The following is a 26,546-nucleotide window of genomic DNA, read 5'->3' as shown; positions in this document are numbered from 1 at the left end:
GGGCTTTCGATGACGATCAGGCTTGTTCTCGCCGGCTGCGGCAATATGGGCTACGCCATGCTCTCGGGCTGGCTGAAATCCGGCAAGCTTGCGCCATCAGCGGTCTTCGTGGTCGAGCCCAATGCCGATCTGCGCAATCGCGCCGCAGCGTTGGGCTGCGGCACATCAGCCGATGCCGGCGATATTCCAGCCGACGCCGTGCCCGATCTCGTCGTCATCGCGGTGAAGCCGCAGGTGATCCGCGAGGTCACCGCCGCCTATAAGCGCTTCGGCGATAGCCGCACCACCTTCGTCAGCATCGCCGCCGGCACGCCTGCCGCCACCTTTGAAGAAATCCTGGGCAGCCGCGCGCCGATCGTGCGCTGCATGCCCAACACGCCGGCGGCGATCGGCAAGGGCATGATGGTGGTGTTCTCCAACAAGCTCGTGTCCGACGATACCAAGCGTTTCGTCGCCGACCTTTTGTCGGCGAGCGGCGAAGTGGCCACCATCGACGACGAGGGCCTGATGGATGCGGTGACCGCCGTGTCGGGATCGGGGCCGGCCTATATCTTCCATTTCATCGAAGCGCTGACCGTCGCCGCCGAGAAGGCCGGTCTGCCGACGGCGACCGCCAAGTTGCTCGCCATGCAGACCGTCTACGGCGCCGCCTCGCTCGCCGCCGAAAGCGGCGAGGAACCGGGCGTGCTGCGCCGGCAGGTCACCAGCCCCAACGGCACGACGGCCGCGGCGCTGGCCGTGCTGATGGGCGAGGACCGGCTGACCAATCTGCTCACGCAAGCGGTGGAAGCGGCGCGGCTGCGGTCGGTCGAACTGGGGAAATAATCCTCAGCTTGCCCCGTACAGCATCTCGTCCTGAAGCTGGCGCAAGGCGAACAGCCTTGTCGTCTGGTCGGGCGCCGCATTGTCCGACGTCAGCAACTCACCTTTCCTGACCGGTTTCAGCACCTTGCCGCCCTCGAGCAGGCCGACCGGCACGGCGCGCCGGGCGCGGGCTTCGCCGACGGTCATGGTCCAGGAGCGGTAACAGGTCTCGCCGATCGCATCGAAGGTCTCGCCGGCGGCAAGGTCGCGCTTGGCGATGGCGCAGACTTCGGCGACCGGCCGCGGCAGCGGCACCATGTCGGGCTTGCCGAAAAGCACGATGCGGGCGGCGGTCAGGGGCACCTCCAGCGACGTCAGATGATAGGGTCGGAACAGGCTGTAATAGGGGCCGTGGCCGATATGCAGATCGTCCATGCGCTCGATGATGCGCGGATGCGTCGCCTCGACGATGACAAAGACGCCAGGCGCGACGCCCTTGCCGACCGTGTAGTCGACGACGCCTTTCTTCAACAGCAGACCGCCATCCTCGCGCGGGATCAGCACCTTGGCGAGATCGTCGCGGTCGGCCCTCGGGCCGTGCATGCCGGGCACATCGGGCACCAGCCCGGTGGCGTTGGCGATGGCGCACATCTCGACCATGGTCTTGGAACCGTCGATGAACTCGACCAGCATGCGCGGGTTCATGTTGCGGCGGATCGCTTCGGCGCGATAGTCGTCCGGCACGGCATCGTGGTTGAGCGGGTTGTTCTTGCCCTTGCCTGCCGAGACGATGGTCAGCCCGAGCGCCGACGCGAATTCGATCAGTTCCATGCAACTCGACGGCTCGTCGCCCGCACCCACCGAATAGACGACGCCAAGCCGGTCGGCCTGCTGCTTCAGATAGCAGCCGATGGTGACGTCGGCCTCGACGTTCATCATCACAAGATGCTTGCCGTGCTCCATCGCCATGAGGTCGAAGTCGGCGGCGACACCCGGCTTGCCGGTGGCGTCGATGACGACGTCGATCAGCGGGTTGGTGACCAGCATCTCGTTGGATGTGATGGCGATCTTGCCGCTCTCGATGGCGCCGGTGACTTTCGACGCGGTATCGGCTTCGACCGCCATGGCTTCATCGCCATAGGCGATGCGGATGGCATCGCGCGCGGTATGCGGGCGGCGGGTCGAGACCGCGCAGATCGAAATGCCTGGCATCAGCATGCCTTGCGTGACCAGATCGGTGCCCATTTCGCCCGAGCCGATGACACCAATGCGCACCGGGCGGCCTTCGGCGGCACGCCTGGCGAGATCACGGGCAAGGCCGGTCAGGGCGATGTTGGTCATGCAGGAATGTCCACAGCTTCGTGATTTGGGATCGGATAGCAGGGAACGGGTTCTATTTGCCAACGAAACCCGGTCGCGACCTGCAATTTCCACGAAATCGTCTCGGAAGGGACGTCCTTCGGGGCTCGATTGGCCGAAGCGCAACCAATTGACATCGAAGCGAACAACCCCAATAAAACATTCGTTTGTCAACAAAGGCAAATGTTCACCGACGCGACAGTCGGGAAGCATTCGCCTCTGGCGCAAATTGGGGAGTGTCTTTGCGCCACGGCGTCAAAGGCTGGATGGAGCATCATTGCGAGGCGTCGAGCGAAGGCTCGCGGCTCCAGGGGAGGAAAAATGGATACTGTTCTCGCGGGCCTCAAAGGGGCCATCGATACGCTTGGCCCGACGATCCTGCTGCCGATCGTCATTTTCATCATCGCCGTGGTTCTGGGCGCCAAGGTCAGCAAGGCTTTTCGCGCCGCCGTCACCATCGGCGTCGCCTTCATCGGCATCAATCTGGTGCTTGGCCTGATGTTCACGTCGATTGGCGATGTCGCCAAGGCCATCGTCACCAACACCGGCATCCATCGCGACATCATCGATGTCGGCTGGCCCTCCGCGGCCGCGATCGCCTTCGGCTCGTCGGTCGGCCTCTGGGTCATTCCGGTCGGCATCCTGGTCAATATCGTGCTGTTGCTGACACGCATGACGCGCACGCTCAATGTCGACGTCTGGAATTTCTGGCACTTTGCCTTTGTCGGCTCGCTGGTGGTCGCCGCAACCGACAATCTGGCCTATGGCATCGCGGTCGCAGCACTTGTCGCAGCACTCTCGCTGCTGTTCGCCGACTGGTCCGCGCGCGCGGTACAGCAGTTCTACGGCGTGCCCGGCATTTCGGTGCCGCATCTCGCCTCGGCACAGATCCTGCCGATCGCCATTGTGCTCAACTGGATCATGGACCGCATTCCCGGGATCAACCGCATCAACATCAACACGGACACGATCGAGCGCAGGTTCGGCGTGTTCGGCGAACCTGTCGTGATGGGCCTCATCATCGGCCTCGTGCTTGGTGCGATCGCCTTCTATAATGCGGGTGATCTCAGCGTGGTGCTGGCAAAGGTTCTGGGCACCGGCATGACGCTGGCCGCGGTGATGCTGCTGCTGCCGCGCATGGTCAAGATCCTGATGGAGGGGCTGATCCCCGTCTCCGACGCCGCACAGGCGTTCGTGCGCAAGCGCACCGGTGACCGAGAGCTTCTCGTTGGTCTCGATTCGGCGATCCTGATCGGCCATCCGGCCGCGATCTCGTCGTCGCTGATCCTGGTGCCGATCGCGATCATCCTGTCCATCATCCTGCCAGGCAACCGCGTCATCCTGTTCGCCGACCTCGCGGTCATCCCCTTCATCGTCGCCATGACCGCGCCGCTGGTCAAAGGCAACGTGTTCCGCATGGTGGTGATCGGCACGGTGACGCTGGCCATCGGCTTCTACGTCGCCAACGCGCTGGCGCCGCTGTTCACAAGCGCTGCTGTCGCATCGGGCTTCAAGCTGCCGGCGGACGCGCTGCAGATCACCTCGGTGGTCGACGGCTTCCTGTGGGTGCCTTACGTGGTCATCGAGGCGATCCAGGGGATGGGGCTTGTCGGCATCATCGTGATCGCGGTGGTCATCGCGGCATTGTTTGTCCTCTACCGCCGCAATCCGCTCGGTTGGGAGCGGGCCGCGGGCGCCGAGGACGAGCCGGTCGAAGAGACGGCCTGACCTGATAGCGTCCACCCTTTAAACCGATCGTGCGCCCTTCCCGGGGCGCACGATTTCATCGACGGAGCAAAGAATGTCCGACGGCCTCATGCAGCTTCTGGACCCCGACGCGATCGTGCTCGGATCCGATGCCTCGACCAATGAGGAGATCATCCGCATCCTGGCGGGCCGGCTGGAGACACTTGGCTATGTCAAAAGCTCCTATGCCGACGCGGTTGTGCGCCGCGAATTGACCATCCCGACCGGACTGCCGCTGGAACGCTCCGACAATGTCGCGGTGCCGCACACCGATCCGGAGCATGTGCTGAAGCCTGGCATCGCGATGGGCACATTGAAGCAACCAGTGACCTTCGCCAACATGGAGGATCCCGACGAGATGCTGCCGGTCGGCTTCGTCTTCCTGCTTGCCATCAACGACAAGGACAAGCAGATTGAGGCGCTGCAGGCCGTCATGGCCACCATCCAGAACCCGCAAGCCTTGGATGATTTGAGGTCGGCCAGAACCCTCGAAGACGTGCGAGCCGTACTCGGCTGAAACAAGGAGAAGCAGAGATGTCCAGACAGAAAACCATTCTCTTTGCCTGCGGCACGGGCATCGCCACCTCGACCGCGGTCAATGTCGCCGTCACCGAGGAAATGAAGAAACGCGGCCTCACCTTCAACGCCCAGCAGGCAAAGGCCACCGAAGTGCCCGGACTGGCCGACAATGTCGACTTCATCGTCGCAACCACCCCGATCTCCGCTTCGGTGACCAAGCCGGTCATCAAGGGCCTTGCCTTCCTCACCGGCATCGGCAAGGACAAGGTGCTGGACGAGATCGAGGCGCAATTGCGCAAATGACGGCACCGATGCTACGCGCAGGCTGACGCGGCTTCACACCACCCTGACATAGCTCGTCATTCCCGATTTCTGGTGCTCGATGATATGGCAGTGCAGCAGCCAATCGCCGGGATTGTCGGCGACGAAGCCGAGCTGAACCTTCTCGTTGGGCTGGATGAGATAGGTGTCGGAAATCACGGGCTGAACCTGGCGCGTCGAGGATGACAGCACCTTGAAGCTCATGCCGTGCAGATGCATCGGATGGGATTGCGGCGTCAGGTTCTCCATGTCGATGACGTAGCTTTGGCCAAGCTTCAGTTCGGCCAGAGGCGCGGTCGGATCCTTGGTGTCGCCGGGCCACGGCACTTTGTTGATGGCCCAGAAACTGTAGCCAAGCGAACCGCAGATGCCATCGCTCGGGACGTTTTCCGCCGTGGCGCTCAGTGCCAGGGAAATATGCCTGGCGCTGGCGAGGTCCACTTCCGCCACGGGATTGAGCTCCAGTGGAGCAACATCGCGAATGTCCCGTTTGAGGGATTTTCCTGTCGCGTGCAGGGTTGCCAGGATTTTTGGCTTGGTGCCCCTGACGTCCCTCAAGCTGACGATCGCACCTTCCTCGTCGGGCATGCGGATGGCCAGTTCCATGCGCTGTCCCGGTCCAAGCAGCAAGGCATCGGGCGAAAAACGTTCAGGCACCGGATTGCCGTCGAGCGCCATGACACTCGCCTCCGCACCGTCGATGCGAAAAGCGTAGATACGCGTCACGTCGGTGATGGCGACCCTGAGCCGCACCAGCCCTCCGGCCGGCGCGTCATATTGCGGCTGGTCGAGCCAGTTGGCGGTGCGCACCGTGCCGTAAGTGCCGGTTCTCGCGGCATCGCGCGGCCGGAACTGGTCGATGAACTGACCGTCGTCGCCGAGGCGCCAGTCGCGCAGGTTGAGGACGATTTCGGCATCGAATTTCGGATCGTTGGGATTCTCGACCACGATCACGCCGGTCAGGCCGTGGCCCATCTGCTCCAGCGTGTTGCAATGCGGGTGGTACCAGAAGGTGCCGGCGTCGGGCGGCGTGAAGGCGTAGTCGAAATGATCGCCGGTGTAGACGTAGGGCTGGACCAGGAACGGCACGCCGTCCATCTTGTTTGGAACGCGAATACCGTGCCAGTGGATCGTCGTCGGATCATCGATCGCGTTGACAAGGCGTGCAGCGAAGGGCTCGCCTTTTTTCATTCTGAGCACGGGCGGCATTCCGACGTTGCCATAGGTCAGCACATCCCTGGTCTGGCCGACATCCATCAGCTTCGCCTGGATCTTTGCCGTCAGCAAAACCACCGGCTCAGGCGTGGCAGCGGCCCAGCCGCCAAGCCGACCCATGGCTGAAAGCCCTACTCCGCCTGCGCCGGCAATCGCTGCCGTTTTCAAAAGCCCGCGGCGTGTGAGTAAGGTCATTCGGCGCTCCAACTGCAAAGGCGACTGCCCGCGAAGGTGTAACCGCCACGCCATGGATCACAAGCCGGCAACCAGCGCAAATTCTGTTGAACGCTTGCCGCCGCTATTCAGCCGCCTCGGCATAGTGTGCCGGCACGTAGTTGAGGATGGGGCCGAGCCAGCGCTCTACCTCGGCCAAGGGCATTGCCTTGCGGCGTGCATAATCCTCGACCTGGTCGCGTTCGACCTTGGCGACGCCGAAATAATAGCTTTCGGGATGCGCCAGATAGATGCCGGAGACCGACGAGCCCGGCCACATCGCATAGCTTTGGGTCAGGCTCACGCCTGCATTGCGCTCACCGTCGAGCAGCCGGAACAAAGTCGCCTTCTCGGTGTGATCCGGCTGCGCCGGATAGCCGGGCGCCGGACGGATGCCGCGATAAAGTTCGCCGATCAGCTCGTCCGGCGCCAGCGCCTCGTCTGACGCATAGCCCCAGAATTCCTTGCGCACCTTCTCATGCATGCGCTCGGCAAAGGCTTCGGCGAAGCGGTCCGCCAGCGCCTTGACCATGATCGAGGAATAATCGTCGTTGGCGCGTTCGAAGCGTTCGGCGATCGCCACCTCCTCGATGCCGGCGGTGACGATGAAGCCGCCGATGTAATCGGGCTTGCCGCACTCCGCTGGCGCGACGAAATCGGACAGGGCGACATTGGCCTTGCCGTCGCGCTTGGTCAGTTGCTGGCGCAAGGTGAAGAAGGTCGCCAGTTCCTGCGAGCGTGCCTCGTCCGTGAACAGCCTGATGTCGTCGCCGATGGCATTGGCCGGCCAGAAACCGATGACGCCGCGCGGCGCGAACCATTTCTCGGCGATGATCTTCTTCAGCATCGCCTGCGCATCCTCGAACAGCTGGCGGGCGGCGGCGCCTTGCGCCTCGTCTTCGAGGATTTTTGGATAACGACCCTTCAGCTCCCAGGTCTGGAAGAACGGCGTCCAATCGATGTAGCGCGCGAGCTCGGTAAGGTCCCAGTTCTCGAAGACCTTGACGCCGGTGAAGGACGGCTTCGGTGGTTGATAGGCGGACCAGTCGATCCGGTGCGCATTGGCCCTCGCCATGGCCAGCGGCAGCCGCTGCTTGTCGGCTTCGGAGCGGGCATGCGCGTCGGCGACCTTCTTATATTCGGCGCGCACCGTATCGACATAGCCGCCCTTGGTCTCGTTCGACAGCAAGGACGAGACCACGCCGACCGCCCGGCTGGCGTCGGTGACATAGACTGTCTGGCCCTTGCTGTATCGCGGGTGGATCTTCACCGCCGTGTGCACGCGGCTGGTCGTCGCGCCGCCGATCAGCAGCGGAATGTCGAAGCCTTCACGCTCCATTTCGGCGGCCATATGCACCATCTCGTCCAGCGACGGCGTGATCAGGCCGGACAGGCCGATGATGTCGACTTGTCTCTCGCGCGCCGTCTGCAGGATCTTTGCCGCCGGCACCATGACGCCGAGATCGATGATCTCGTAATTGTTGCAGGCGAGCACGACACCGACGATGTTCTTGCCGATGTCGTGGACATCGCCCTTCACCGTTGCCATCAGGATCTTGCCCGCTGTCTGGCGCTCGCCATTGTCGATGCCATTGGCGACGTTGGCCAGCTTCTCGGCCTCCATATGCGGCAATAATCCTGCGACAGCTTGTTTCATGACCCGCGCGGACTTCACCACTTGCGGCAGGAACATTTTTCCCGCGCCGAACAGGTCGCCGACGACGTTCATGCCGGCCATCAGTGGGCCTTCGATGACATGCAGCGGACGCTCGGCGGCCAGCCTGGCTTCCTCGGTGTCGGCATCGATGAATTCGGTGATGCCGTTGACGAGTGCGTGGCTGATCCGCTGCGCAACTGGCAATTCGCGCCACGCGAGGTCGCGCTCCTTGGCTTCCTGGCCCGCCGTGCCCTTGAAGCGTTCGGCGATCTCCAGCATGCGTTCGGTGGCGGTGCCGCCAGCCTTGGGCAGGCGATTGAGCACGACATCCTCGCAGGCCTCGCGCAGCGCCGGCTCGATCGTGTCGTAGACGGCAAGCTGGCCGGCATTGACGATGCCCATGTCCATGCCGCGCTGGATGGCATGGTAGAGGAACACCGCATGCATGGCCTCGCGCACCGGCTCGTTGCCGCGAAACGAGAACGACAGGTTCGAGACGCCGCCGGAAATGTGGCCATGCGGCAAGGTCGCGGTGATCTCGCCAGCGGCTTCGATGAAGTCGACGCCGTAATTGTCGTGCTCCTCGATGCCAGTAGCGACCGCGAAGACGTTGGGGTCGAAGACAATGTCCTCGGGCGGGAAGCCGGCCTGCTCGGTCAGCAGCTTGTAGGCGCGGCTGCAGATCTCGACCTTGCGCGCCTTGGTGTCGGCTTGGCCGTCCTCGTCGAAGGCCATGACGACCACCGCCGCGCCATAGGCACGCACCAGCCTGGCATGATGCAGGAATGCCGCCTCGCCTTCCTTCATCGAGATGGAGTTGACCAGCGGCTTGCCCTGCACGCATTTCAGCCCGGCCTCGATGATCTCCCATTTCGAACTGTCGATCATGATGGGAACGCGGGCTATATCCGGCTCGGCGGCGATCAGGTTGAGGTATTCGATCATGGCCTTCTTCGAATCGATCAGACCCTCGTCCATGTTGATGTCGATGATCTGCGCGCCATTGGCGACCTGGTCACGGGCGACGTCGAGCGCGGCGACATAGTCGCCCGCCGTGATCAGTTTTCGGAACTTGGCCGATCCGGTGACGTTGGTGCGCTCGCCGACATTGACGAAAGGGATCTCGTCGGTGAGTGTAAACGGCTCGAGCCCCGACAGGCGCATCTTGGGCTCGATGTCCGGAACGGCGCGCGGCGGATACTTCCGCACCGCCTCGGCAATGGCGCGGATGTGCTCCGGCGTCGAACCGCAGCAGCCGCCGACGACGTTGACCAGTCCCTCGCGGGCGAAATCCTCGATCTGCGCGGCCATGAATTCCGGGCTCTCATCATACCTGCCGAATTCATTGGGCAGGCCGGCATTCGGATAGGCGCAGGTGAAGGTGTTGGCGACGCCTGATATTTCGGCCAGATGGTCACGCATGGCATTGGCGCCGAGCGCGCAGTTGAGGCCGATGGTGAAGGGGCTGGCATGGCGCACCGAATGCCAGAAGGCGGTCGGTGTCTGGCCCGATAGCGTGCGGCCGGACAGATCGGTGATGGTGCCCGAAATCATCACCGGCAGGCGCACGCCCTTCTCGATGAAGATCTCTTCCGCTGCGAAGATCGCCGCCTTGGCATTCAGCGTGTCGAAGATGGTCTCTATCAGGATGATGTCGGCGCCGCCATCGATCAGGCCGCGCAGCTGCTCGCCATAGGCGAGGCGCAGATCGTCGAAGGTCACGGCGCGATAGCCGGGATTGTTGACGTCGGGCGACATCGAAGCGGTGCGGTTGGTCGGCCCGAGTGCACCGGCGACAAAGCGGCGCTTGCCGTCCTGCTGCTCGGCCCGAACAGCGGCGCGCCGCACCAGCCGCGCGCCATCGCGGTTCAGCGCGTAGACGGCATCCTCCAAGCCGTAATCGGCCTGGGCGATCGAGGTCGAGGAGAAGGTGTTGGTTTCGAGGATATCGGCGCCCGCGATGGCATATTGATAGTGGATCTCCTCGATCGCCTGCGGCTGCGTCAGGACCAGGAGGTCATTGTTGCCTTGCTGGTGGCAGGCGCAGCCGGCGAAGGCCTCGCCGCGAAACTGGTCCTCGTCGAAGCCGAGGCCCTGGATCTGTGTGCCCATGGCGCCGTCGAGGATGAGGATGCGCTCGCGTGCCGCCGCTGTCAGCGCCGCAAGCACCTCCGACCCGTCTGGCTTGGCCGCGACGGGGCCGAACAAATCGTCCAGCGATGCAGAATTCTGCGACATTTTTTATCCCTTTGGCGACAAGCCTTTTCATCTCACATAAGGATATCTTTATGTCAATATACGGGAGGTGCGCGTGATTGTCACCCACCTGTCTCGAAGGCGGGGTCTGCGGCGCCGGTTTTCCGACGGACCTACGCTCTGTCGAAGCTTGCCAGGAAGCGGGCGAAGACCGGATTGAAGCGATCCGGCGAATCCCAGAACGGCGCGTGGCCGGATTTGTCGAGCAGATGGGCCTTGCCTTCCCATAGATTGGAGAATTTCACAGCGGAGACGAAATCGGTGTTGACGAATGGCTCGTCGATGCCGTTCAGAACGGCGATCGGCGGCGTCTTGCCGGCCACGATCTCGCGCTGGTTCCGGCCGGTGCCGGCCGCGAACTTTTCGAACATCAGGCGCCGCGCCCGTCCATCGGTGCGCGCCACCGTGTCGATGAGAAACGGCTCGAACGGCTCGCCGCAAGTGCTGCGTGCATAGGCCTCGACATCGGCGCCAGTGAAGGTTTCCTGCCCGGCGAGGTGCATATGAGGGCTCGGCTTGAATCCGTTGCCGACCTCCTCGGGCGAGACGGGCGGCGTGCCGGTGATCATCAAGCCAAGCAGGCCGGGAAAGCGGTCGATCATCTCAAGCCCGATATGGCCGCCGAGCGACCAGCCGAAGACGATGGCCTTGTCGATGCCGAGCAGCCCGAGCACTTCGGTCATGGCATCGGCATAGCCTTCCATGCTGTAGGAACGCTCCGGCTCGATCGCATCGCCGGACGCTCCGTGGCCGGGCAGGTCGGGAGCGATGAGATGGTAGCGCTCGCCCAACGAGCTGTCCAACTGGTTGCGGAAAACGGCGCTGGAAGATGAATTGCCGTGGATCAGCATGACAGCGGTGCCTTCGCCACTGGTCTGGCGAACAGCGATCTTGCCGTGGCTGGTTTCAAGGGTCTTCTGCGAGATCGTCATTGTCCGCTCCGTCGGGAATTGCCCTGTTTTAATGCATTTGCGCAGCAAAGCGCCACGGCTTCCATACCTTTGCGGGAACTATCTTCCCGGCCAGGTTGCGTTGAAAAATCCTTTTCAAATAAGAACAATTATGCGTAGATTGTCAATTATCCAACTCCCGATGAACGGGAGGAAAACAGGGAACAGCACGATGAAGCCCAAATCCGCCGCAAGTCGAATCCGCCATATGCTGATGAGCACGACGCTGATCGGCATGTTTGCCGCATCAGCCGCCCCCGCCTTTGCCGAAATCGTCAAGATCGGCCTGCTTGCGCCGCTCACCGGCCCTGCCGCGGCGGACGGCCAGGAATTCCAGCGCGGCGTGCAGATGGCCATCGACGAAGCCAACGCAGCCGGCGGCGTTGCCGGGGATACGTTCGAACTGGTGGTCGGCGACGTCAAGGATCAGTCCGCCGGCAACGTCACCAGCGCGGTCGAGCGCCTGCTTGGTGATCCAGGCGTGCACTTCATGCTGACCGGCTATGCCAGCCTGACCAATTTCGAGATCGACAACATGGCCGAAGCGGAAATGCCCTACATGCTGGCGGCCACCTCGCAGCAGACCAGGGACATCATTGCGCCGAGCCCCGACAAATATATGTGCTGCTGGTCGCTGACGCCTTCCTTCGACGCCTACAACACCGACGTAACCCTGTTCGTCGAGAAGCTCGCGGCCGACGGCAAGATCACCTTGCCGACCAAGAAGGTCGCCATCATCTCGTCCGACAACGCCTATTCGAAGACCATCTCCGAAGGCATGAAGAAGACCTTCAAGGAGAAGGGCTGGACCATTACCGTCGACGAGATCGTGCCCTTCGGCGAAGTGACCGACTGGCGTTCGATCCTCGCCAAGGTGCGCGAGAACGTTCCCGACGTCGTCATCAACACCGACTATCTGCCGGGCAATTCGGCGTCCTTCCTCAACCAGTTCCTCGAGCAGCCGACCAAGAGCCTCGTCTTCCTGCAATATGCGCCGAGCGTTCCGGAATTCGTCGAGCTGACCGGCAAGAAATCGGATGGTGTCATCTACAACCTGCTCGGCGGCGCGCTGACGACGCCGAAGAACCCGCGCGCCGACGAGGTGGCAGCCAAGTTCAAGGCAAAATACGGCGTCGAGAGCGGCACCTACGGCGTCGGCCTCTACGAAATGACCAATGTCTATTTCGACGCGGTCAAGAAGGTCGGCGGCGCATCCGACCATGCGGCGATCATGAAGGCGCTGTCGGAGACCGACAAGCAGGTCGCGGAAGGGCGGCTGAAATTCGATCCCGCCACCCACCTTGCCACGCAGGGCGACGACTATATCCCGATCACCTTCTTCCAGATCTGGGATGGCCAGCGCACGCTGATCTCGCCGGAGAAATACGCCACCGGCGCCTTCAAGCTCCAGCCCTGGATGAAGTAGGGAATGGCCCTGCTTGAACTGGACGACGTGTCGAAGGCCTTCGGTTCGCTGAAGGCCGTCGACGGCGTGTCGTTCAAGGTCGAGGCCGGCGAGATCTTCGGTATCGCCGGCCCGAACGGCAGCGGCAAGAGCACGCTGTTCAACATCATCACCGGCATCCCGTTCGGCCCCGACCGGGGCAACATCCGCTTTGACGGAAATGCTATCAACGGCAAATCGGGACACGCCATCGCGCGCCTCGGCCTTGCCCGCACGTTCCAGCGCGAGACCAGCTTCGACGGGCTGACCGTGTTCGAGAACGCGCTGATCGGCGCCAGTTACGGCAAGCAGGAAAAGACAGCGGCCACGGCCCGCAATGCGGCCGCCGAGGCGCTGGAGTTCGTCGGCCTGGGATCCCAGTCGTTCGGCAGGCTTGCCGGCGAATTGTCCGTGTTCGAGCGCAAATGCCTGATGCTTGCCACCGCGATCGCCATGCAACCGCGCATGCTTTTGCTCGACGAGCCGGCATCGAGCCTGACCAAACCCGAGATCGAGACGTCTATCGGCCTGATCCGCCGCACCGCCGAACGCGGCATCACCATCCTTCTGATCGAGCACGTGCTGACCTTCCTGATGAGCCTTTCGCAGCATCTGCTGGTGCTCAACAATGGCCGCGTGCTGGCCGCCGGCGACCCGGCCGGCGTGATTGCAGATCCGCGCGTCATCGAGGCCTATCTCGGCACGAGGAGGTCGGCGGCGTGAACCCCATCCTCAGCGTCGAAGGCATCACCGCAGGCTATGGCCGCGTCACCGTGCTGCACGATATCTCGCTGGAGGCCGGCCGTTTCGGCAATGTCGGCCTGTTCGGCCCCAACGGCCATGGCAAGACGACGTTGCTGCGTGCGATCTCCGGGCTTCTGCAGCCGAAGAGCGGCCGCATCCTGTTCGATGGGCAGGACATTGTCGGCCACAGCGCGCGCGCCATCGTCGGCGCCGGCCTGATCCATGTGCCGCAAGGCAATCGACTGTTTCCCGACCTCTCCATCGCCGACTGCATGGCGCTTGGCGCCTATTCGCCGCGTGCCCGGCCACATGAGGCCGAGAACCGCGAGAAGGTGATCAAGCTGTTCCCGAAACTGGCGGAACGCTGGCGCCAGCGCGTGCGCACATTGTCGGGCGGCGAGCGCCAGATGGTGTCGATCGGCACCGCGCTGATGAGCCATCCGCGCCTGCTGATCCTCGACGAGCCGACGCTTGGACTGGCGCCCAAGATCAAGGACGAGCTCTGCGCCTCCGTCATGGACATTTCGCGCGGCGGCGTGCCGCTGATCGTCGTCGAGCAGGATATCGAATTCCTGCTGGAGCTGACGCAGCAACTCTACCTCGTCAACCATGGCGCCGTTGCGACCGAGATCAAGCCGGGCGAAAGCCTCGACCACGGCGAGATCATGTCGATGTATTTTGGCCATTAGGAAAATCCGAAGATGAGCGCATTGGCGGAAATCCTGTTCGGCGGCCTGTTCCAGGGCTCGCTCTACGCCATGATGGCGGTCGGGCTGGCGCTCGTCTGGACGACGATCGGCGTGTTCAATTTCAGCCATGGCGTGTTCATGATGCTGGGCGCCTACATCGCCTGGCAGCTGGTCGAACTCGGCCTGCCGGCGGCGGTCGCCTTTCCGATCGCCGTCGTCGTCATGGCCGGCGTCGGCTGGATCCTGCAGGCGAGCGTCGTGCGGCCGCTGATCGGCCGACCCAACATCGTGCTGGTCGTCGTCATCACCACGCTGGCGGCCGGGTCGCTGATCGAGAACGGCGCCTTGACCATCTGGGGACCGCGCTCGAAGCAGATCCCTGCCCTGATCGCCGGCAACACCACCGTCGGCGGCGTCGGCGTCTCCCTGCACCAGATCGCCATCATCGTCATCACGCCGCTGATCCTGGCCGCACTTTGGATGTTCCTCAACCGCACGCGGCTCGGGCTGGCGCTGCGCGCCGTGGCGCAAAACGAAGATGCCAGCCACCTTGTCGGGCTGAACGTCACCGCGCTCTATGGGCTGGCCTTCGCCATCGCCGCGTCGCTGGCCGGGCTCGCCGGCATCTTCATGGGCGGCTACCGCTTCATGTCGCCGGTGATGGGCAGCGACCCGCTGCTCAAGGCGCTGATCGTCGTCGTTTTCGGCGGCATATCGAGCATATCGGGCCCGATCTTCGCCGCCTATCTGATCGGCTTCTTCGAGGCCGCCTGCAGCTATTACTTCGGCTTGTACTGGACGCCGGCACTGCTGTTCGGCGTGCTCATCCTGACCCTGATGGTGCGCCCCGAGGGCATCTTTGCCAGCCGCTCCCGAGGCCTAGCATGACCGACACGACATCGCTGATCGCGCCTGGCCCCGCCGAGGCGGCAACCCCGATCGCTCCAGGCCGCACGCCGTGGAAGCAGGAGGCCATCGGCTTCGTGCTCGGCTTCGCGCTGCTGGCGCTGCTGCCGCTGATCTTCGGTGACACCTATGCCCGCCACATCCTGATCATGGCCTTCATCTATGCGATCGTCGCCTCGAACTGGGACCTCAGCCTCGGCTATGGCGGCGTCTTCAATTTCGGCCATCTGGCGCTGTTCGGCATCGGCGTCTATGCCTACAGCCTGCTGACCAAGCTGGCCGAATTCGACCCGTGGATCGCGCTGTTTGCCAGCGGTGTCATCGCAACCCTGGCGGCGATCCTGGTGACCATCCCGATCCTGCGGCTGAAGGGCATCTACATCATCCTGGTCACTTTCGGCTTCGCGCAGCTGGTCATGCAGGTGATCATCAGCCAGTCCGCCATCACCGGTGGCACGCAAGGGCTGGTGCGCATTCCCGGACTTTACGTGTTCGACCACAATATGGTCCGTGACGGCAAGTCAGCCTATTTCTACATCGCGCTGGCGCTGCTGGTGGCGAGCACGCTGTTCCTGCGCGTGTTCGTGCGCTCGCGCACCGGGGCCAGCATCGTCGCCTTGCGCGACAATGAGGAATACGCCATCAGCCGCGGCGTCTCGATCGTGCGCCAGCGCATGCTGACGCTTGCCGCGAGCGCCTTCTTCACCGGCATCGCCGGCGCCTTTTACGCCGCCTACCAGCGCAATGCCTCGATCGACGTGTTCGGCATGAGTCTCGCGACCATCATCCTGTCGATGGTGCTGCTTGGCGGCACCAGCACCATTTACGGCGCCATCATCGCTTCCTTCGTGCTGACGATCTTCGCCGAATGGATGGCCGATTTCGGTGCGTGGCGGCCGATGATCACGGCGGTGCTGATCATCGGCGTGATGCTGGCCTACCCGAGCGGCCTGGTCGGCATGATCAAGGCTTCATGGGGCGCCGTCGCCGGACGCCTGAAACGCCCGGCCTGACCGTTTCGGAATAGCGGCTCCGCGTTAGAGCATTTCACCGTTTCAGAGAAACGGCGAGCTGCTCTAACTCTTTGTTTTGGAGCAATTCTGGGTTTTGGAGCAATTCTGGACGGAAAACCGCTTCACACTTTTCCTAGAATTGCTCTAACGGATGCCGCACCAGTCGATGACCGAAGCAGCGATCACCTTCGCGGTCTCGACCACCGATTCGACCTCGACATATTCGTCGGAACCGTGAAACCCGTCGCCTGACGGGCCGAAGATGACACCGTCGACGCCGGCGCCGGCATAGTGCGCGGCATCGCACACAGCGACGAAGCCGCGCGCCTGCGGCGCCTTGCCGACCATGGCCTTGCGCTTCATCAGCGATGTCACCAGCGGATGGTTGACCGGCGTGTTCATCGGCGGGAAATACAGCCCGCCGAGCTCCCACTGGATAGCAGGCGGATTGTCGCGCAGCCACGCATCGGTCTGGGCGAAATGGTGGACGAACGTCTCGAAATCGCGGCGGTAGTCGGCCGAGTTCTCATCGGGCAGGAATTTCATGTCGAGATCGAGCACCGCGACGTCGGGAATGATGGCCGGGTTGGTCATGACGGTCGGCAGGCCGTGTTCGCCAAGGCCGGTGCCGCCATGCATGACGCCGATGTTGATCGTGTTCATGCCGATAGGCAGCAATGGATGCGATTTCGCCCGCGTCCGGTCCAGCTCGTACTGGCGCACGGCGGCGATGAAGCGAGCGGCGATCTCGATGGCGTTGACGCCCGGCTCGAGCCGGTCCTTGTCGTGGCGCTGCGGGTAAATCTCGTTGTAGCGCAGCGCCGAATGGGCGTTGCGGCCGCGGATCGTCACCCGCGCCCATTCGAGCCCGCCTTCGACGGGCAGGACATCGCCCCAGGTCGGCTCGGCGACCAGCACCGCCTTGGCGAGCTTGCCCTTCTTCACCGCGTCCATGGCGCCGAAGCCGCCGGCTTCCTCGTCGACGACCGAGTGGATGGCGAGCCGGCCCTGCAACGTGATGCCCGCCTTGCGGATCGCGCGCGCGGCGGCGATGCAAGCGGCGACGCCGCCCTTCATGTCGACGGCGCCGCGGCCATAGAGGCGGCCATTGGTGATCTCGCCGCCGAACGGATCGACCGACCAGTCCTTCATCGCGCCGACCGGCACGACGTCGATATGGCCGCACAGGATCAGGCTGCGGTCCTCGTCTCCCGCCCATTCGCCGACCAGATTGGGCCGGCCGGGCAAGGCATCCCATTGCTCGGTCTTGAACCCGTCCTGCTTGAGGATCGGTTCGAGCAGCGCCTGGACATCCGCCTCGCGGTTGATCGCCGGGTTGGGCTCGAATTTGGGATTGACCGAAGGGATGCGAACCATGTCGCGGGTCAGGCCGATCAACCAGTCGCGATCGGTCTCGATCTCAGCCTGCACGGCATCGATGATGGCTTGGTTGTCGGGCATCGTCGTTTCCTTCTCTGCATCGCCGCGTTTTGCATCGCTGCACTGGGCGCAACGACACTATTTCCTTGTGGTTTTGGATTTGGCGGCGTCGTCGGCCGATGACGACAGGGCGGTATCGAGCGTGACCGCATTGGCGCTGCGGATCCTTTCGATGTCCTCGATGCGCTTGCGCACCCCGGCGCCGTGGCCCTCCAGCGCGTGGGCAAACACGGTTTCCATCTGGGCAACGGCCGTCGCCAGCGTGTCGAACGGCGAGTTGGCGTCGATCGCGGCGACCAGGGTCAGGTCCGCTATGTCAGATATCGGCGACAGCCAGACATCGGTGAACAGCAGGATGGAGACGCCGCGCTCCTTGGCCTGCTGGGCAAAGCTCACCACGTCCGACTGGTAACGCCGGTAGTCGAACACGACGAGGAGGTCGCGCTTGCCAAGGTCGATCAACAGGTCGAAATCGGCGGGGCTCAACGAACCGATGTCGCGCACGCCGGAGCGGAACTGCAGGAGGTAGCCGGCCAGCATGGAGGCGATATGCCGGCTGAACCGGCCGCCCAGCAGCACGACCTGGCCCTTGCTCTCCAGCAGCATGTTGACGGCGCGCGTGTAGGCCTGCACCGGCACTGCCGTGCGCGTGCGCTCCAGGCTGTCGGAAACTGAATGGAAATAGGCAAGTGCGGTGCCTTCGCTGGAGCCGCCCGGACGCTTGGCCTCCATCATCAAAAGCGGCGAATGCAGCCTGGATTCGATTTCGGTGAGCAGGCGTGCCTGGAAGTCGGCAAAGCCGACATAGCCAAGCTTGGTCATCAGCCGCGTCACGCTCGGGTCGCTGACGCCGGCGCGCCGTGCCAGCCGGGTCGCGGTGCCCAGCCCCGACATCGGATAATCGGCGAGCAGGACCTGGACGATCTTCTCTTCCGCAGAGGTGAACGCCACGGTCGTATTGGCCAGTTCTTCGCGGATCGACATTGTCATCGCCTATCGTCGACGGAAAGACAATTACCTTACAATTTCGCACATGTTTGTCAAATTTGGAAATTTTCTTACAGAGCCATCCGGGAGGGTTCGGCATGGCCTGCAATCCCGTGACGGCCAAGCCATCGCGTGCAACACATCCACGCCAAATCGAACGAGGGCTTGCGTCTATTTGAAGCTGGCGATGGGCAGGAACTTGACCGCGGAGCCGGTGAAGCGTCGGTGATCGGAGGTCTGTCCTCGCGGCTGGAATCCGTCGAGATAGATGTGCTCCGGCGCTGTGCGGATGAGATTGGCGGCAATGACGGGCGCCGTCGCGGGGCTGGCTCCGCCGACGATGCCACGACCCGTCTCAATCAGCCGGCCGGACAACGCTGCCGGCACGATGACCGCAGTAGCTTCGGGATCGAGATTTGGCTGGACACGGTCGGCCTTCGGGCTGGTCCTGACGCGATCTTCGGGCTTCATTGGGGAACTGCAACCCGCTGGCCGGCCAAACCATCAAGGCCGTCATCGGCGTGGTTCAAGGCCAGCAAGGCAGCGACCGCATCGCCGGATTTGTCTGCGTCAGGCTGGCGCGTCGGCCTTGTCGGGCTTTCCGGCCGCCATGTCGGCAAGGGGATGTTAAGCGCCACCAGGTCCGGCGCGCCGCTCGCGGGGCCGGCATCCGACTTGCCCGAGGGAATTTCAGCAGCGGTTGCTGCTGGATTGGCCAGTTCGGCCCGCGCCGTGGAAGCGTTGGCTGTTGCAAGTGGCGCGATTTGCGGGGTCGGAATGCTGGCCGTTGACCCGGTGCGCGGGGCGAAGGCCGGCAGCGGCACTGAGCCCGGCGCCATCGCCATCACGATCGCTTCAGGCGTCTTTCCCTCCGCTCCGATCGGCGATTCTTCGGCCCGACCGACGGAAGCCGTCTGGATGTCGGCGCGCTGGGCATCCTGCGGCGGCACGATTGCGATGCCGGCGGGCCTGGGTTCAACAGACTTGGCCGGCTTGCGTGGCGCCGGCACCGCTTCGGCGACATCATCGGTCTCGTCCGCACCGCGCCCACCCAAAAGCGTCGCCAGCAGGCCGCGCGCCGGCCTGCGTTGGCCGCCGTCGGCACTTGCCAGGTCGATGTTGGGCGCGCCGGTGCCCTTGCGCGACTTGTAGGCGGCAAATGCCTGCCCATAACCGGGCAGCGGTTTGCCGTCGCTCGGCACATGCAGCGTATTGCCGTTCGGGAATACCCTTGCGAGTTCCTGGCGGCTGATGCCAGGCCAATGCCGCACATTGCCGACATCCATATGTATGAAAGGCGAACCGGAGGTCGGGTAAAAGCCGACGCCGCCGCCCTGCATCTTGAGACCGATGTCGCGCAGTTTCTTCAGCGGCACATCCGGCAGGAAGAAGTCCATCGCGCGGCCGACCATGTGTTGGCTTTCTCGAGCCACGCCCTTCGAGCGGCTGCGCAGCATGGCGTTCGTCGCTGGCGACCGATAGGCGCTGACCACGTGGATATAGGCTGTCGAGCCGCTGGCACGATAGGCCTGCCAGACAAGATCGAGCAGGCGCGGATCCATCTTCGTCGGTTCGTTGCGACGCCAGTCGCGCAGCATCAAATTGATCTTCTTCAATCCCGCCGGATCATAGCGCCCATTGCGCTTGAACACGATTTCGGCCTTCTCGCCCGTATGGAGATGTTGAATCTTCAAAGCACGCGTCTCCGCGAACGCGCCGGTAACGAACAGACATAAGAACGCTGCCATGATGGCTGGCAGTGTCCAAAGACGGGAAGCACCGGGGGCGTTTTGCACGTTTTCGCTCACGTTCATGCCTTGCACGTTCTTTTGTTTCGGGCGGTTTTAGGTTCCGCCCAGATCAGGAGCCTTTCGGCCCTCTTCCTGACAAGCATGGACTTGACCGACGCAGACGGGCATCCATGCCATAATACGTCATGTCGATGAACAGCATCTTGGTTAATGAATCGTGTCTTGACGGGAATGCGCTTCGGCTGGAGTTGCCTGTGGCAGCCATTTTCTGGAGCAATGCACCGCTGATGAGGTCCCCCAGCACGACGGCCGCGCCGTTCCCATGTAGCCTCGCCCTTGCAAATGCAGAGGACGAATATGCGGCAACAAGGATGTTGGAAACTGGTGCTGCGAGAGAGGATTGAACTCTCGACCTCTCCCTTACCAAGGGAGTGCTCTACCACTGAGCTACCGCAGCCGCTGATGGCGGGGCTTCTGCCATATCGAACCGGCAAGCGCAAGGCCAAGCGCAACGCTTCTGTGAAAGCCTTTGCCGGATAGCTTTTAATGACATGGGGGCGCCACAATGTTGGCTATTCCTGAATGGCGGGCTGGCTGCTCACGGGCCGGAGCGGGACAATGGATGACAAGGCAATTCCAGTGAAAAAGGATAGTCCACCGAATAACAGCGCAACAATCCGCAAGGATCGGCTGGCAAAGCAATTGCGCGCCAATCTGCAGAAGCGCAAGGCGCAGTCACGCTCGCGGCGCACCGGAGATGCAGATCAACGGCCGGACGGGCTCGCTGCATCGAAGGAAATACAAAAAGATTAACTCAAATCGGCCACTCTTGGCCCGGGGTGGGCGAAATCCTATTTCTTGAACCAGTGTAATTCTTGAACCAGATTGGCCAATGGTCTAGACGGGCTGCTACTCAAACGATTGAACCGGCCCTTTTTGGCCGAGAGGGACGTTCTTCCATGGATCGCATCAGAATTGTCGGGGGCAACAAGCTCTCAGGAAGCATTCCGATCTCGGGCGCGAAAAACGCGGCGCTCCCCCTGATGATCGCGTCGCTTTTGACCGACGACACGCTGACGCTGGAAAACGTGCCGCATCTGGCCGATGTCGAGCAGCTGATCCGCATTCTGGGCAATCACGGCGTCGATTATTCGGTCAATGGCCGCCGCGAGAAGCAGAATGAGGGCTATTCGCGCACCATCAACTTCTCCGCCCGCAACATCGTCGACACCACAGCGCCCTACGAGCTGGTATCGAAGATGCGCGCCTCGTTCTGGGTGATCGGCCCGCTACTGGCCCGCATGGGCGAAGCCAAAGTGTCGCTGCCGGGCGGTTGCGCCATCGGTACGCGGCCGGTCGATCTGTTCCTCGAAGGCCTGCAGGCGCTGGGCGCCGATATCGACGTCGACACCGGCTATGTCATCGCCAAGACAAGGAATGGCCGCCTTGTCGGCAACCGCTACATCTTCCCGAAGGTCTCGGTCGGCGCCACCCATGTGCTGATGATGGCCGCGGCGCTCGCCAAGGGCGAGACGGTGCTGGAAAACGCGGCTTGCGAGCCTGAAATCGTCAACCTCGCCGAGTGCCTCAATGCCATGGGCGCGAAGATTTCCGGCGCCGGCACCCCGACAATCACCATCGACGGTGTCGAATCATTGTCGGGCGCGCGCGTGCGCGTCATTCCCGATCGCATCGAGACCGGCACCTATGCCATGGCCGTTGCCATGACCGGCGGCGACGTCGTGCTCGAAGGTGCGCGTCCGGATCTGCTGCAGACCGCGCTGGACGTGATCGCGCAGACGGGTGCGGAGATCACGCCGACCAATTCCGGCATCCGGGTGAGGCGCAACGGCGCCGGCATTTCGCCGGTCGACGTGACGACGGCGCCGTTCCCGGCCTTCCCGACCGATTTGCAGGCGCAGTTCATGGGCCTGATGACGATGGCCAAGGGCAAGTCGCGGATCACCGAGACGATCTTCGAGAACCGTTTCATGCATGTGCAGGAACTGGCGCGGCTCGGCGCTCACATCACGCTTTCGGGCCAGACGGCGATCGTCGACGGCGTGCCGAAGCTGAAGGGCGCGCCGGTCATGGCGACCGATCTTCGCGCCTCTGTCTCGCTGGTCATCGCCGGCCTGGCGGCCGAAGGCGAGACGACGGTCAACCGGGTCTATCATCTCGACCGTGGCTTCGAGCGGCTGGAAGAAAAGCTATCCAACTGCGGCGCGGTGATCGAGCGGATTTCCGCATAGGCCAATCGCAAGGCCTCGCGGTGCGGTTGCGCGGACGGGAAAGACCGCCTAACAGAAGGTTCAGTTATCAACCTTCAGGTGCGAAATCCGCATGACTGCCCTTAAGCTTATCGCGCTCGACGATCAGGATCTGAGCATCGTTTCGGCCCATGTCCAGGACGCCGTGATGAAGGTCTCAGACCTCGAATTCCTGCCCGCGGCCAAGCGGTTCCTGCTGACCATGAACCGTTTCGTCTGGGAGGCAAAGTCCGGCCTGTTTCGCCAGCACAATGAGCGGCGGCAGACGGTGCTGCATTTCGACCGGGTGCTTGGCGCCAAGACCAACGGCATCGCCCGCGACAAGCCCAATGAGGTCCTGTCGCTGCTGGCGATCAGCTTCATCGAGATCAGCAAGCCGGCCGGCATCGTCGAGCTGATCTTTGCCGGCGGCGGCACGATCATGCTCGACGTCGAGTGTATCGAGGCGCGCCTTGCCGATATTGGCGGGGCGTGGGAAGCCACCTCGCGCCCCATCCACAAGGCCTGAGCGTCCGATGGCCATCACGCTTCGTCAGTCCGACGCCGATTTCGAGCAGCGTTTCGCCGCCTTCCTGTTGACCAAGCGGGAAGTGTCCGCCGACGTCGATGCCGCGGTGCGCGCCATCATCGCGCGCGTGCGCGCCGAGGGCGACGCGGCGCTGATCGATTACACCAGGAAATTCGACCATGCCGACCTGAAAAGCCTCGGTATTGCGATTTCGAAGGACGATATCGCCCAGGCCTACAAGGCCGCCGACCCAAAGACGATCGAGGCGCTGGAATTCGCGCGCGACCGCATCCGCTCCCATCACGAACGGCAGCGGCCGAAGGATGACCGCTATACGGATGCCGCCGGCGTCGAGCTCGGCTGGCGCTGGACGGCGGTCGAGGCCGTCGGGCTCTATGTGCCGGGCGGCACGGCGAGCTATCCGAGCTCGGTGTTGATGAACGCCGTGCCGGCCAGAGTGGCCGGCGTCGAGCGCATCGCCATGGTCGTGCCGGCGCCGGGTGGCATCATCAATCCGCTGGTGCTGGTGGCTGCCGATATCGCTGGCGTGTCGGAAATCTACCGCGTCGGCGGCGCGCAGGCGATCGCAGCCCTTGCCTACGGCACCCGGACTATAAAGCCGGTCGCCAAGATCGTCGGCCCGGGCAATGCCTATGTCGCGGCGGCCAAGCGCCAGGTATTCGGCACCGTCGGCATCGACATGATCGCCGGTCCCTCGGAAGTGCTCGTCGTGGCCGACGGCAGCAATGATCCGGACTGGATCGCTGCCGACCTGCTCGCCCAGGCCGAGCACGACACATCGGCGCAGTCGATCCTGGTCACCGACGATCCGGCCTTCGGCATCGCTGTCGAACAAGCCGTCGAGCGCCAGCTGCAGAGCCTGCCACGCGCCGAGACGGCGGCGGCGAGCTGGCGTGATTTTGGTGCGGTGATCCAGGTGTCGACCATCGACGCCGCGCTGCCGCTGGTCGACCGCATCGCCGCCGAACATGTCGAACTGGCAATCGACGATGCGGAGGGTTTCCTGTCGCGGATGCGCAATGCGGGTGCCGTGTTTCTGGGCCGCCACACGCCGGAAGCCATCGGCGACTATGTCGGCGGCTCCAACCATGTGCTGCCGACGGCGCGCTCGGCGCGCTTCTCGTCCGGCCTGTCCGTGCTCGATTTCGTCAAGCGCACCTCGATCCTCAAGCTTGGGCCGGAGCAGTTGCGGGTCCTGGCGCCGGCGGCGATTGCGCTCGCCAAGGCGGAAGGCCTTGACGCGCACGGACGCTCCGTCGCCATACGGTTGAACATGTAGGCCGCGATGTCGGACTCCGATCAAACCCGCGCCAGGCTGATCGATGTCGAACTCGATGAATCGATCGGCCGTTCGACACCCGATGTCGAGCATGAGCGCGCGGTGGCGATCTTCGACCTGATCGAGGAAAACAGTTTTCAGCCGGTCAATGACAGCGGCCCTGGGCCCTATCGGCTAAAACTGTCGCTGGCCGAGCAGCGCCTGGTGTTTGCCGTGGCCCGCGAGGATGGTGCTGCCGTCGTCACCCATATCCTGTCGCTGACGCCGCTGAGGCGCATCGTCAAGGATTACTATATGATCTGCGAAAGCTACTACGACGCCATCCGTTCCTCGACGCCGAGCCACATCGAGGCGATCGACATGGGCCGCCGCGGCCTGCACAATGAAGGTTCGCAGACGCTGATGGACCGGCTATCCGGCAAGATCGACATAGACTTCGATACGGCGCGCCGGCTGTTCACGCTGGTCTGCGTACTGCACTGGCGGGGCTAGCCCTGGCACCCGGCGCCCTACCCCGTTCGATCCTGTTCCTGTGCGGCATGAATGCCGTGCGCTCGCCAATGGCAGAGCAGCTGGCGCGCCGCATGCTGCCCGCGGCCATCTTTGTCGCTTCGGCCGGCGTTCGCGCCGGCGAGCGCGATCCATTCGTCGATGCGGTGCTGGCCGAGGAAGGCCTGTCGCTGGGCGAGCGCCATCCACGGACCATGGACGATCTCGAGGACGACTATTTCGACCTCATCGTCACGCTTGCGCCGGAAGCGCACCACGCCGCACTTGAGCTTACCCGCTCGCTCGCCGTCGAGGTCGAATACTGGCCGACGCCGGACCCGACCGACGCCAGCGGCACGCGCGAACAGATCATGGCGGCCTACCGGGACGTGCGCGAGCGCCTGAAAGCGCGGATCGGGCGTCGATTCACACCTCCGGAGGCCGCCGATTAAGCGTGTTCACAAGCGGACGATTATCATATAGGTTCCGCCGAAATTCCGGCTAGAGTCGGATGATTTCAGGTCTGTTCGACCTGAAATCTGAATCCGCCTCTAAACCAAGAAGTAGAGCATGATGTCGTCCGAAAACCGCTTCACACTTTTCGGCATCATGCTCTAAGCGCTGGAACTACCATCCAAGCAAAGGTATCGAATGCCGAAGGAAGAAGTCCTCGAGTTTCCGGGTGTCGTGACGGAATTGTTGCCGAACGCGATGTTCCGGGTAAAGCTCGAAAACGAACACGAAATCATCGCCCATACGGCCGGCCGCATGCGCAAGAACCGCATCCGCGTGCTGACCGGCGACAAGGTTCTGGTCGAGATGACGCCATACGACCTGACCAAGGGCCGCATCACCTATCGTTTCAAGTAAGCAAAGCCCGGCCGGTCCGCGATGAGCATTTTGCAGAAGCTGGTGCTTGCCTCGGGTTCGCCGCGCCGGATCGAACTCTTGCAGCAGGCCGGCATCGAGCCGGACCGGGTGCTGCCGGCCGATGTCGACGAAACGCCGCTGCGTGCAGAGCATCCGCGCTCGCTGGCCAAGCGGCTGTCGAAGGAAAAGGCCGAGAAGGCGTTCGCCTCGCTGAAAACCGAAGCCGACTACGCGCCGGGCTTCGTCCTGGCCGCGGATACGGTCGTGGCCGTCGGGCGGCGCATCCTGCCCAAGGCAGAAACCCTCGACGACGCCGCCAACTGCCTCGGGCTGTTGTCAGGCCGTTCGCACCGGGTCTATTCCGGCATCTGCCTGATCACCCCGGGCGGCAAGCTGCGTCAGCGGCTGGTCGAGACGCGGGTGCGCTTCAAGCGGCTGCCGCGCGAGGAGATCGACGCCTATGTCGCGTCGGGCGAATGGCGCGGCAAAGCGGGCGGTTACGCCGTCCAGGGCCTCGCTGGTGCCTTCGTCGTCAAGCTGGTCGGCTCCTACACCAATATCGTCGGGCTGCCGCTCTATGAGACCGTGGCGCTGTTGAGCGGCGAGGGCTTCAAGGTGCATGGCAGCTGGCTGGCGGGACCCCGGCTGTGAATTCCGACTCCAAGGTCACACCCTTGCGCCCGAAGCGCCCCTGCCCCGAATGCGGCAAGCCCTCGGCGCGCGACACCTTTCCGTTCTGCTCGACGCGCTGCAAGGACATCGACCTCAACCGATGGCTGAAGGGCGCCTATGTCATCAAGGCCCGCGACGACGAGGAAGAAATGGACCCCGACGCTCCGAAATAAAGCCGGTTCCCCTTGACGTGAGATTGGTCGAAGCCTGCCAACTTCGTCATCCCTGGGCGAAGCAGGAGCGAAGCTCCGTGGCGAAGACCCTGGGATCCATGCCGCGACCTCAGCCTTGGAGTACAGCGGAGCAGAATTCCGCACCGTGGTGACGCGTTGAAGTCGCGGCATGGCAACTGTGTTCATGCGAAAGCTTTTTTATCACGGATGATGGCGTTTAGGACGACGAGGAGCTTCCTTGCGACGGCGA

At 63.2% G+C, this 26,546-nt stretch carries 24 protein-coding genes, 1 tRNA gene and 1 pseudogene; 18 read left to right on the top strand and 8 right to left on the bottom strand.

Annotated elements, in window-relative coordinates:
• Positions 1 to 9 precede the first annotated feature (9 nt).
• Complete coding sequence (gene proC / locus NKH52_RS27700; RefSeq protein WP_352735567.1) at positions 10 to 825, top strand: pyrroline-5-carboxylate reductase; 816 nt, start codon at positions 10 to 12, stop codon at positions 823 to 825.
• A gap of 3 nt (positions 826 to 828) precedes the next feature.
• Here proC and NKH52_RS27695 read toward each other — a convergent pair whose 3' ends face one another.
• Positions 829 to 2,145: an NAD(P)H-dependent oxidoreductase gene (locus NKH52_RS27695; protein ID WP_352735568.1), complete on the bottom strand. Its 1,317-nt coding sequence runs from the start codon at positions 2,143 to 2,145 to the stop codon at positions 829 to 831.
• A 339-nt stretch (positions 2,146 to 2,484) separates the two neighbouring features.
• On the opposite strand from NKH52_RS27695, the gene NKH52_RS27690 reads away from it, so the two are divergent.
• The 3 genes from NKH52_RS27690 to NKH52_RS27680 all read left to right on the top strand — a co-directional run bounded on the left by NKH52_RS27690 (position 2,485) and on the right by NKH52_RS27680 (position 4,731).
• The gene (locus tag NKH52_RS27690) at positions 2,485 to 3,891 is read left to right on the top strand and encodes a PTS galactitol transporter subunit IIC (protein ID WP_352735569.1); all 1,407 of its coding nucleotides are present in this window, start codon (positions 2,485 to 2,487) and stop codon (positions 3,889 to 3,891) included.
• Between the two features lie 73 nt (positions 3,892 to 3,964).
• Positions 3,965 to 4,426, top strand: a complete 462-nt coding sequence (locus NKH52_RS27685) for a PTS sugar transporter subunit IIA (protein WP_063170054.1) — start codon at positions 3,965 to 3,967, stop codon at positions 4,424 to 4,426.
• Between the two features lie 17 nt (positions 4,427 to 4,443).
• On the top strand, positions 4,444 to 4,731 hold the full coding sequence (locus tag NKH52_RS27680) for a PTS sugar transporter subunit IIB (RefSeq protein ID WP_023809203.1): 288 nt from the start codon (positions 4,444 to 4,446) through the stop codon (positions 4,729 to 4,731).
• A gap of 33 nt (positions 4,732 to 4,764) precedes the next feature.
• On the opposite strand, the gene NKH52_RS27675 is transcribed toward NKH52_RS27680, so the two are convergent.
• The 3 genes from NKH52_RS27675 to NKH52_RS27665 form a co-directional block, all read right to left on the bottom strand.
• Entirely contained in the window at positions 4,765 to 6,159 is a 1,395-nt protein-coding gene (locus tag NKH52_RS27675; RefSeq protein ID WP_352735570.1) for a multicopper oxidase family protein, read from the bottom strand.
• A gap of 103 nt (positions 6,160 to 6,262) precedes the next feature.
• The gene (gene metH / locus NKH52_RS27670) at positions 6,263 to 10,072 is read right to left on the bottom strand and encodes a methionine synthase (RefSeq protein WP_352735571.1); all 3,810 of its coding nucleotides are present in this window, start codon (positions 10,070 to 10,072) and stop codon (positions 6,263 to 6,265) included.
• Between the two features lie 131 nt (positions 10,073 to 10,203).
• A complete protein-coding gene (locus NKH52_RS27665) occupies positions 10,204 to 11,022 on the bottom strand; it encodes an alpha/beta fold hydrolase (protein ID WP_352735572.1) in 819 nt (272 codons plus the stop codon).
• A gap of 190 nt (positions 11,023 to 11,212) precedes the next feature.
• Here NKH52_RS27665 and NKH52_RS27660 point away from each other — a divergent pair, with 190 nt between their 5' ends.
• Genes NKH52_RS27660 through NKH52_RS27640 form a run of 5 tightly spaced genes read left to right on the top strand, consistent with a single transcriptional unit; the run spans position 11,213 to position 15,836 of the window.
• Entirely contained in the window at positions 11,213 to 12,466 is a 1,254-nt protein-coding gene (locus NKH52_RS27660) for an ABC transporter substrate-binding protein (protein WP_352735573.1), read from the top strand.
• Between the two features lie 3 nt (positions 12,467 to 12,469).
• Positions 12,470 to 13,207, top strand: coding sequence for an ABC transporter ATP-binding protein (locus tag NKH52_RS27655; RefSeq protein WP_352735574.1), 738 nt, complete (start codon positions 12,470 to 12,472; stop codon positions 13,205 to 13,207).
• The gene (locus NKH52_RS27650) at positions 13,204 to 13,917 is read left to right on the top strand and encodes an ABC transporter ATP-binding protein (protein ID WP_352735575.1); all 714 of its coding nucleotides are present in this window, start codon (positions 13,204 to 13,206) and stop codon (positions 13,915 to 13,917) included. The genes NKH52_RS27655 and NKH52_RS27650 overlap by 4 nt, the downstream gene beginning before the upstream one ends.
• A gap of 12 nt (positions 13,918 to 13,929) precedes the next feature.
• The gene (locus NKH52_RS27645; RefSeq protein WP_352735576.1) at positions 13,930 to 14,805 is read left to right on the top strand and encodes a branched-chain amino acid ABC transporter permease; all 876 of its coding nucleotides are present in this window, start codon (positions 13,930 to 13,932) and stop codon (positions 14,803 to 14,805) included.
• On the top strand, positions 14,802 to 15,836 hold the full coding sequence (locus NKH52_RS27640; protein WP_352735577.1) for a branched-chain amino acid ABC transporter permease: 1,035 nt from the start codon (positions 14,802 to 14,804) through the stop codon (positions 15,834 to 15,836). Before NKH52_RS27645 ends, NKH52_RS27640 begins: the two co-directional genes overlap by 4 nt.
• Positions 15,837 to 15,980: 144 nt before the next feature.
• On the opposite strand, the gene NKH52_RS27635 is transcribed toward NKH52_RS27640, so the two are convergent.
• The 4 genes and pseudogenes from NKH52_RS27635 to NKH52_RS27615 form a co-directional block, all read right to left on the bottom strand.
• Positions 15,981 to 17,297: a M20 family metallopeptidase gene (locus NKH52_RS27635; RefSeq protein ID WP_352735578.1), complete on the bottom strand. Its 1,317-nt coding sequence runs from the start codon at positions 17,295 to 17,297 to the stop codon at positions 15,981 to 15,983.
• Between the two features lie 57 nt (positions 17,298 to 17,354).
• Positions 17,355 to 18,260, bottom strand: a complete 906-nt coding sequence (locus NKH52_RS27630; RefSeq protein WP_127296624.1) for a MurR/RpiR family transcriptional regulator — start codon at positions 18,258 to 18,260, stop codon at positions 17,355 to 17,357.
• A 174-nt stretch (positions 18,261 to 18,434) separates the two neighbouring features.
• Positions 18,435 to 20,077 (bottom strand): annotated as a pseudogene (locus NKH52_RS27620) (peptidoglycan L,D-endopeptidase MepK).
• 319 nt (positions 20,078 to 20,396) lie between these two features.
• Positions 20,397 to 20,471: transfer RNA gene (locus NKH52_RS27615), tRNA-Thr, on the bottom strand.
• A gap of 161 nt (positions 20,472 to 20,632) precedes the next feature.
• Here NKH52_RS27615 and NKH52_RS27610 point away from each other — a divergent pair.
• From NKH52_RS27610 to yacG, 9 genes are all read left to right on the top strand, one after another.
• Positions 20,633 to 20,827: a hypothetical protein gene (locus NKH52_RS27610; RefSeq protein WP_352735581.1), complete on the top strand. Its 195-nt coding sequence runs from the start codon at positions 20,633 to 20,635 to the stop codon at positions 20,825 to 20,827.
• Between the two features lie 146 nt (positions 20,828 to 20,973).
• Positions 20,974 to 22,266 (top strand): UDP-N-acetylglucosamine 1-carboxyvinyltransferase, encoded by a 1,293-nt coding sequence (gene murA, locus NKH52_RS27605; RefSeq protein WP_127268679.1) that lies wholly within the window; start codon positions 20,974 to 20,976, stop codon positions 22,264 to 22,266.
• 91 nt (positions 22,267 to 22,357) lie between these two features.
• Complete coding sequence (locus NKH52_RS27600) at positions 22,358 to 22,792, top strand: DUF2948 family protein (protein ID WP_352735582.1); 435 nt, start codon at positions 22,358 to 22,360, stop codon at positions 22,790 to 22,792.
• A 7-nt stretch (positions 22,793 to 22,799) separates the two neighbouring features.
• Positions 22,800 to 24,092 carry a histidinol dehydrogenase gene (gene hisD, locus NKH52_RS27595; RefSeq protein ID WP_352735583.1) on the top strand — a complete coding sequence of 431 codons (1,293 nt, stop codon included), beginning with the start codon at positions 22,800 to 22,802 and terminating at the stop codon, positions 24,090 to 24,092.
• A gap of 6 nt (positions 24,093 to 24,098) precedes the next feature.
• Positions 24,099 to 24,584 carry a UPF0262 family protein gene (locus NKH52_RS27590; protein ID WP_109670558.1) on the top strand — a complete coding sequence of 162 codons (486 nt, stop codon included), beginning with the start codon at positions 24,099 to 24,101 and terminating at the stop codon, positions 24,582 to 24,584.
• Positions 24,572 to 25,033, top strand: a complete 462-nt coding sequence (locus NKH52_RS27585; protein WP_352735586.1) for an arsenate-mycothiol transferase ArsC — start codon at positions 24,572 to 24,574, stop codon at positions 25,031 to 25,033. Before NKH52_RS27590 ends, NKH52_RS27585 begins: the two co-directional genes overlap by 13 nt.
• A 199-nt stretch (positions 25,034 to 25,232) precedes the next feature.
• Complete coding sequence (gene infA, locus NKH52_RS27580; RefSeq protein WP_006200926.1) at positions 25,233 to 25,451, top strand: translation initiation factor IF-1; 219 nt, start codon at positions 25,233 to 25,235, stop codon at positions 25,449 to 25,451.
• 21 nt (positions 25,452 to 25,472) lie between these two features.
• The gene (locus NKH52_RS27575; protein WP_352735584.1) at positions 25,473 to 26,102 is read left to right on the top strand and encodes a Maf-like protein; all 630 of its coding nucleotides are present in this window, start codon (positions 25,473 to 25,475) and stop codon (positions 26,100 to 26,102) included.
• Positions 26,099 to 26,296, top strand: coding sequence for a DNA gyrase inhibitor YacG (yacG, locus tag NKH52_RS27570; protein ID WP_352735585.1), 198 nt, complete (start codon positions 26,099 to 26,101; stop codon positions 26,294 to 26,296). Before NKH52_RS27575 ends, yacG begins: the two co-directional genes overlap by 4 nt.
• Positions 26,297 to 26,546 lie beyond the last annotated feature (250 nt).

The organism is Mesorhizobium sp. M1066 (assembly GCF_040318635.1).
Taxonomy (GTDB): Bacteria; Pseudomonadota; Alphaproteobacteria; order Rhizobiales; family Rhizobiaceae; genus Mesorhizobium.
The sequence above is the reverse complement of the archived record's forward strand: the minus strand, read 5'-3'. Positions and strand labels throughout refer to the sequence as shown.

Coding starts and splice junctions, on each gene's coding strand:
- infA (WP_006200926.1), top strand. CDS start 25,233: ATGCCGAAGGAAGAAGTCCTCGAGTTTCCGGGTGTCGTGACGGAATTG.
- proC (WP_352735567.1), top strand. CDS start 10: ATGACGATCAGGCTTGTTCTCGCCGGCTGCGGCAATATGGGCTACGCC.
- murA (WP_127268679.1), top strand. CDS start 20,974: ATGGATCGCATCAGAATTGTCGGGGGCAACAAGCTCTCAGGAAGCATT.
- NKH52_RS27685 (WP_063170054.1), top strand. CDS start 3,965: ATGTCCGACGGCCTCATGCAGCTTCTGGACCCCGACGCGATCGTGCTC.
- NKH52_RS27575 (WP_352735584.1), top strand. CDS start 25,473: ATGAGCATTTTGCAGAAGCTGGTGCTTGCCTCGGGTTCGCCGCGCCGG.
- NKH52_RS27655 (WP_352735574.1), top strand. CDS start 12,470: ATGGCCCTGCTTGAACTGGACGACGTGTCGAAGGCCTTCGGTTCGCTG.
- NKH52_RS27665 (WP_352735572.1), bottom strand. CDS start 11,022: ATGACGATCTCGCAGAAGACCCTTGAAACCAGCCACGGCAAGATCGCT.
- NKH52_RS27610 (WP_352735581.1), top strand. CDS start 20,633: ATGGATGACAAGGCAATTCCAGTGAAAAAGGATAGTCCACCGAATAAC.
- NKH52_RS27645 (WP_352735576.1), top strand. CDS start 13,930: ATGAGCGCATTGGCGGAAATCCTGTTCGGCGGCCTGTTCCAGGGCTCG.
- NKH52_RS27690 (WP_352735569.1), top strand. CDS start 2,485: ATGGATACTGTTCTCGCGGGCCTCAAAGGGGCCATCGATACGCTTGGC.
- NKH52_RS27695 (WP_352735568.1), bottom strand. CDS start 2,145: ATGACCAACATCGCCCTGACCGGCCTTGCCCGTGATCTCGCCAGGCGT.
- NKH52_RS27590 (WP_109670558.1), top strand. CDS start 24,099: ATGTCGGACTCCGATCAAACCCGCGCCAGGCTGATCGATGTCGAACTC.
- NKH52_RS27630 (WP_127296624.1), bottom strand. CDS start 18,260: ATGTCGATCCGCGAAGAACTGGCCAATACGACCGTGGCGTTCACCTCT.
- NKH52_RS27675 (WP_352735570.1), bottom strand. CDS start 6,159: ATGACCTTACTCACACGCCGCGGGCTTTTGAAAACGGCAGCGATTGCC.
- metH (WP_352735571.1), bottom strand. CDS start 10,072: ATGTCGCAGAATTCTGCATCGCTGGACGATTTGTTCGGCCCCGTCGCG.
- NKH52_RS27635 (WP_352735578.1), bottom strand. CDS start 17,297: ATGCCCGACAACCAAGCCATCATCGATGCCGTGCAGGCTGAGATCGAG.
- NKH52_RS27660 (WP_352735573.1), top strand. CDS start 11,213: ATGAAGCCCAAATCCGCCGCAAGTCGAATCCGCCATATGCTGATGAGC.
- NKH52_RS27600 (WP_352735582.1), top strand. CDS start 22,358: ATGACTGCCCTTAAGCTTATCGCGCTCGACGATCAGGATCTGAGCATC.
- NKH52_RS27680 (WP_023809203.1), top strand. CDS start 4,444: ATGTCCAGACAGAAAACCATTCTCTTTGCCTGCGGCACGGGCATCGCC.
- NKH52_RS27640 (WP_352735577.1), top strand. CDS start 14,802: ATGACCGACACGACATCGCTGATCGCGCCTGGCCCCGCCGAGGCGGCA.
- hisD (WP_352735583.1), top strand. CDS start 22,800: ATGGCCATCACGCTTCGTCAGTCCGACGCCGATTTCGAGCAGCGTTTC.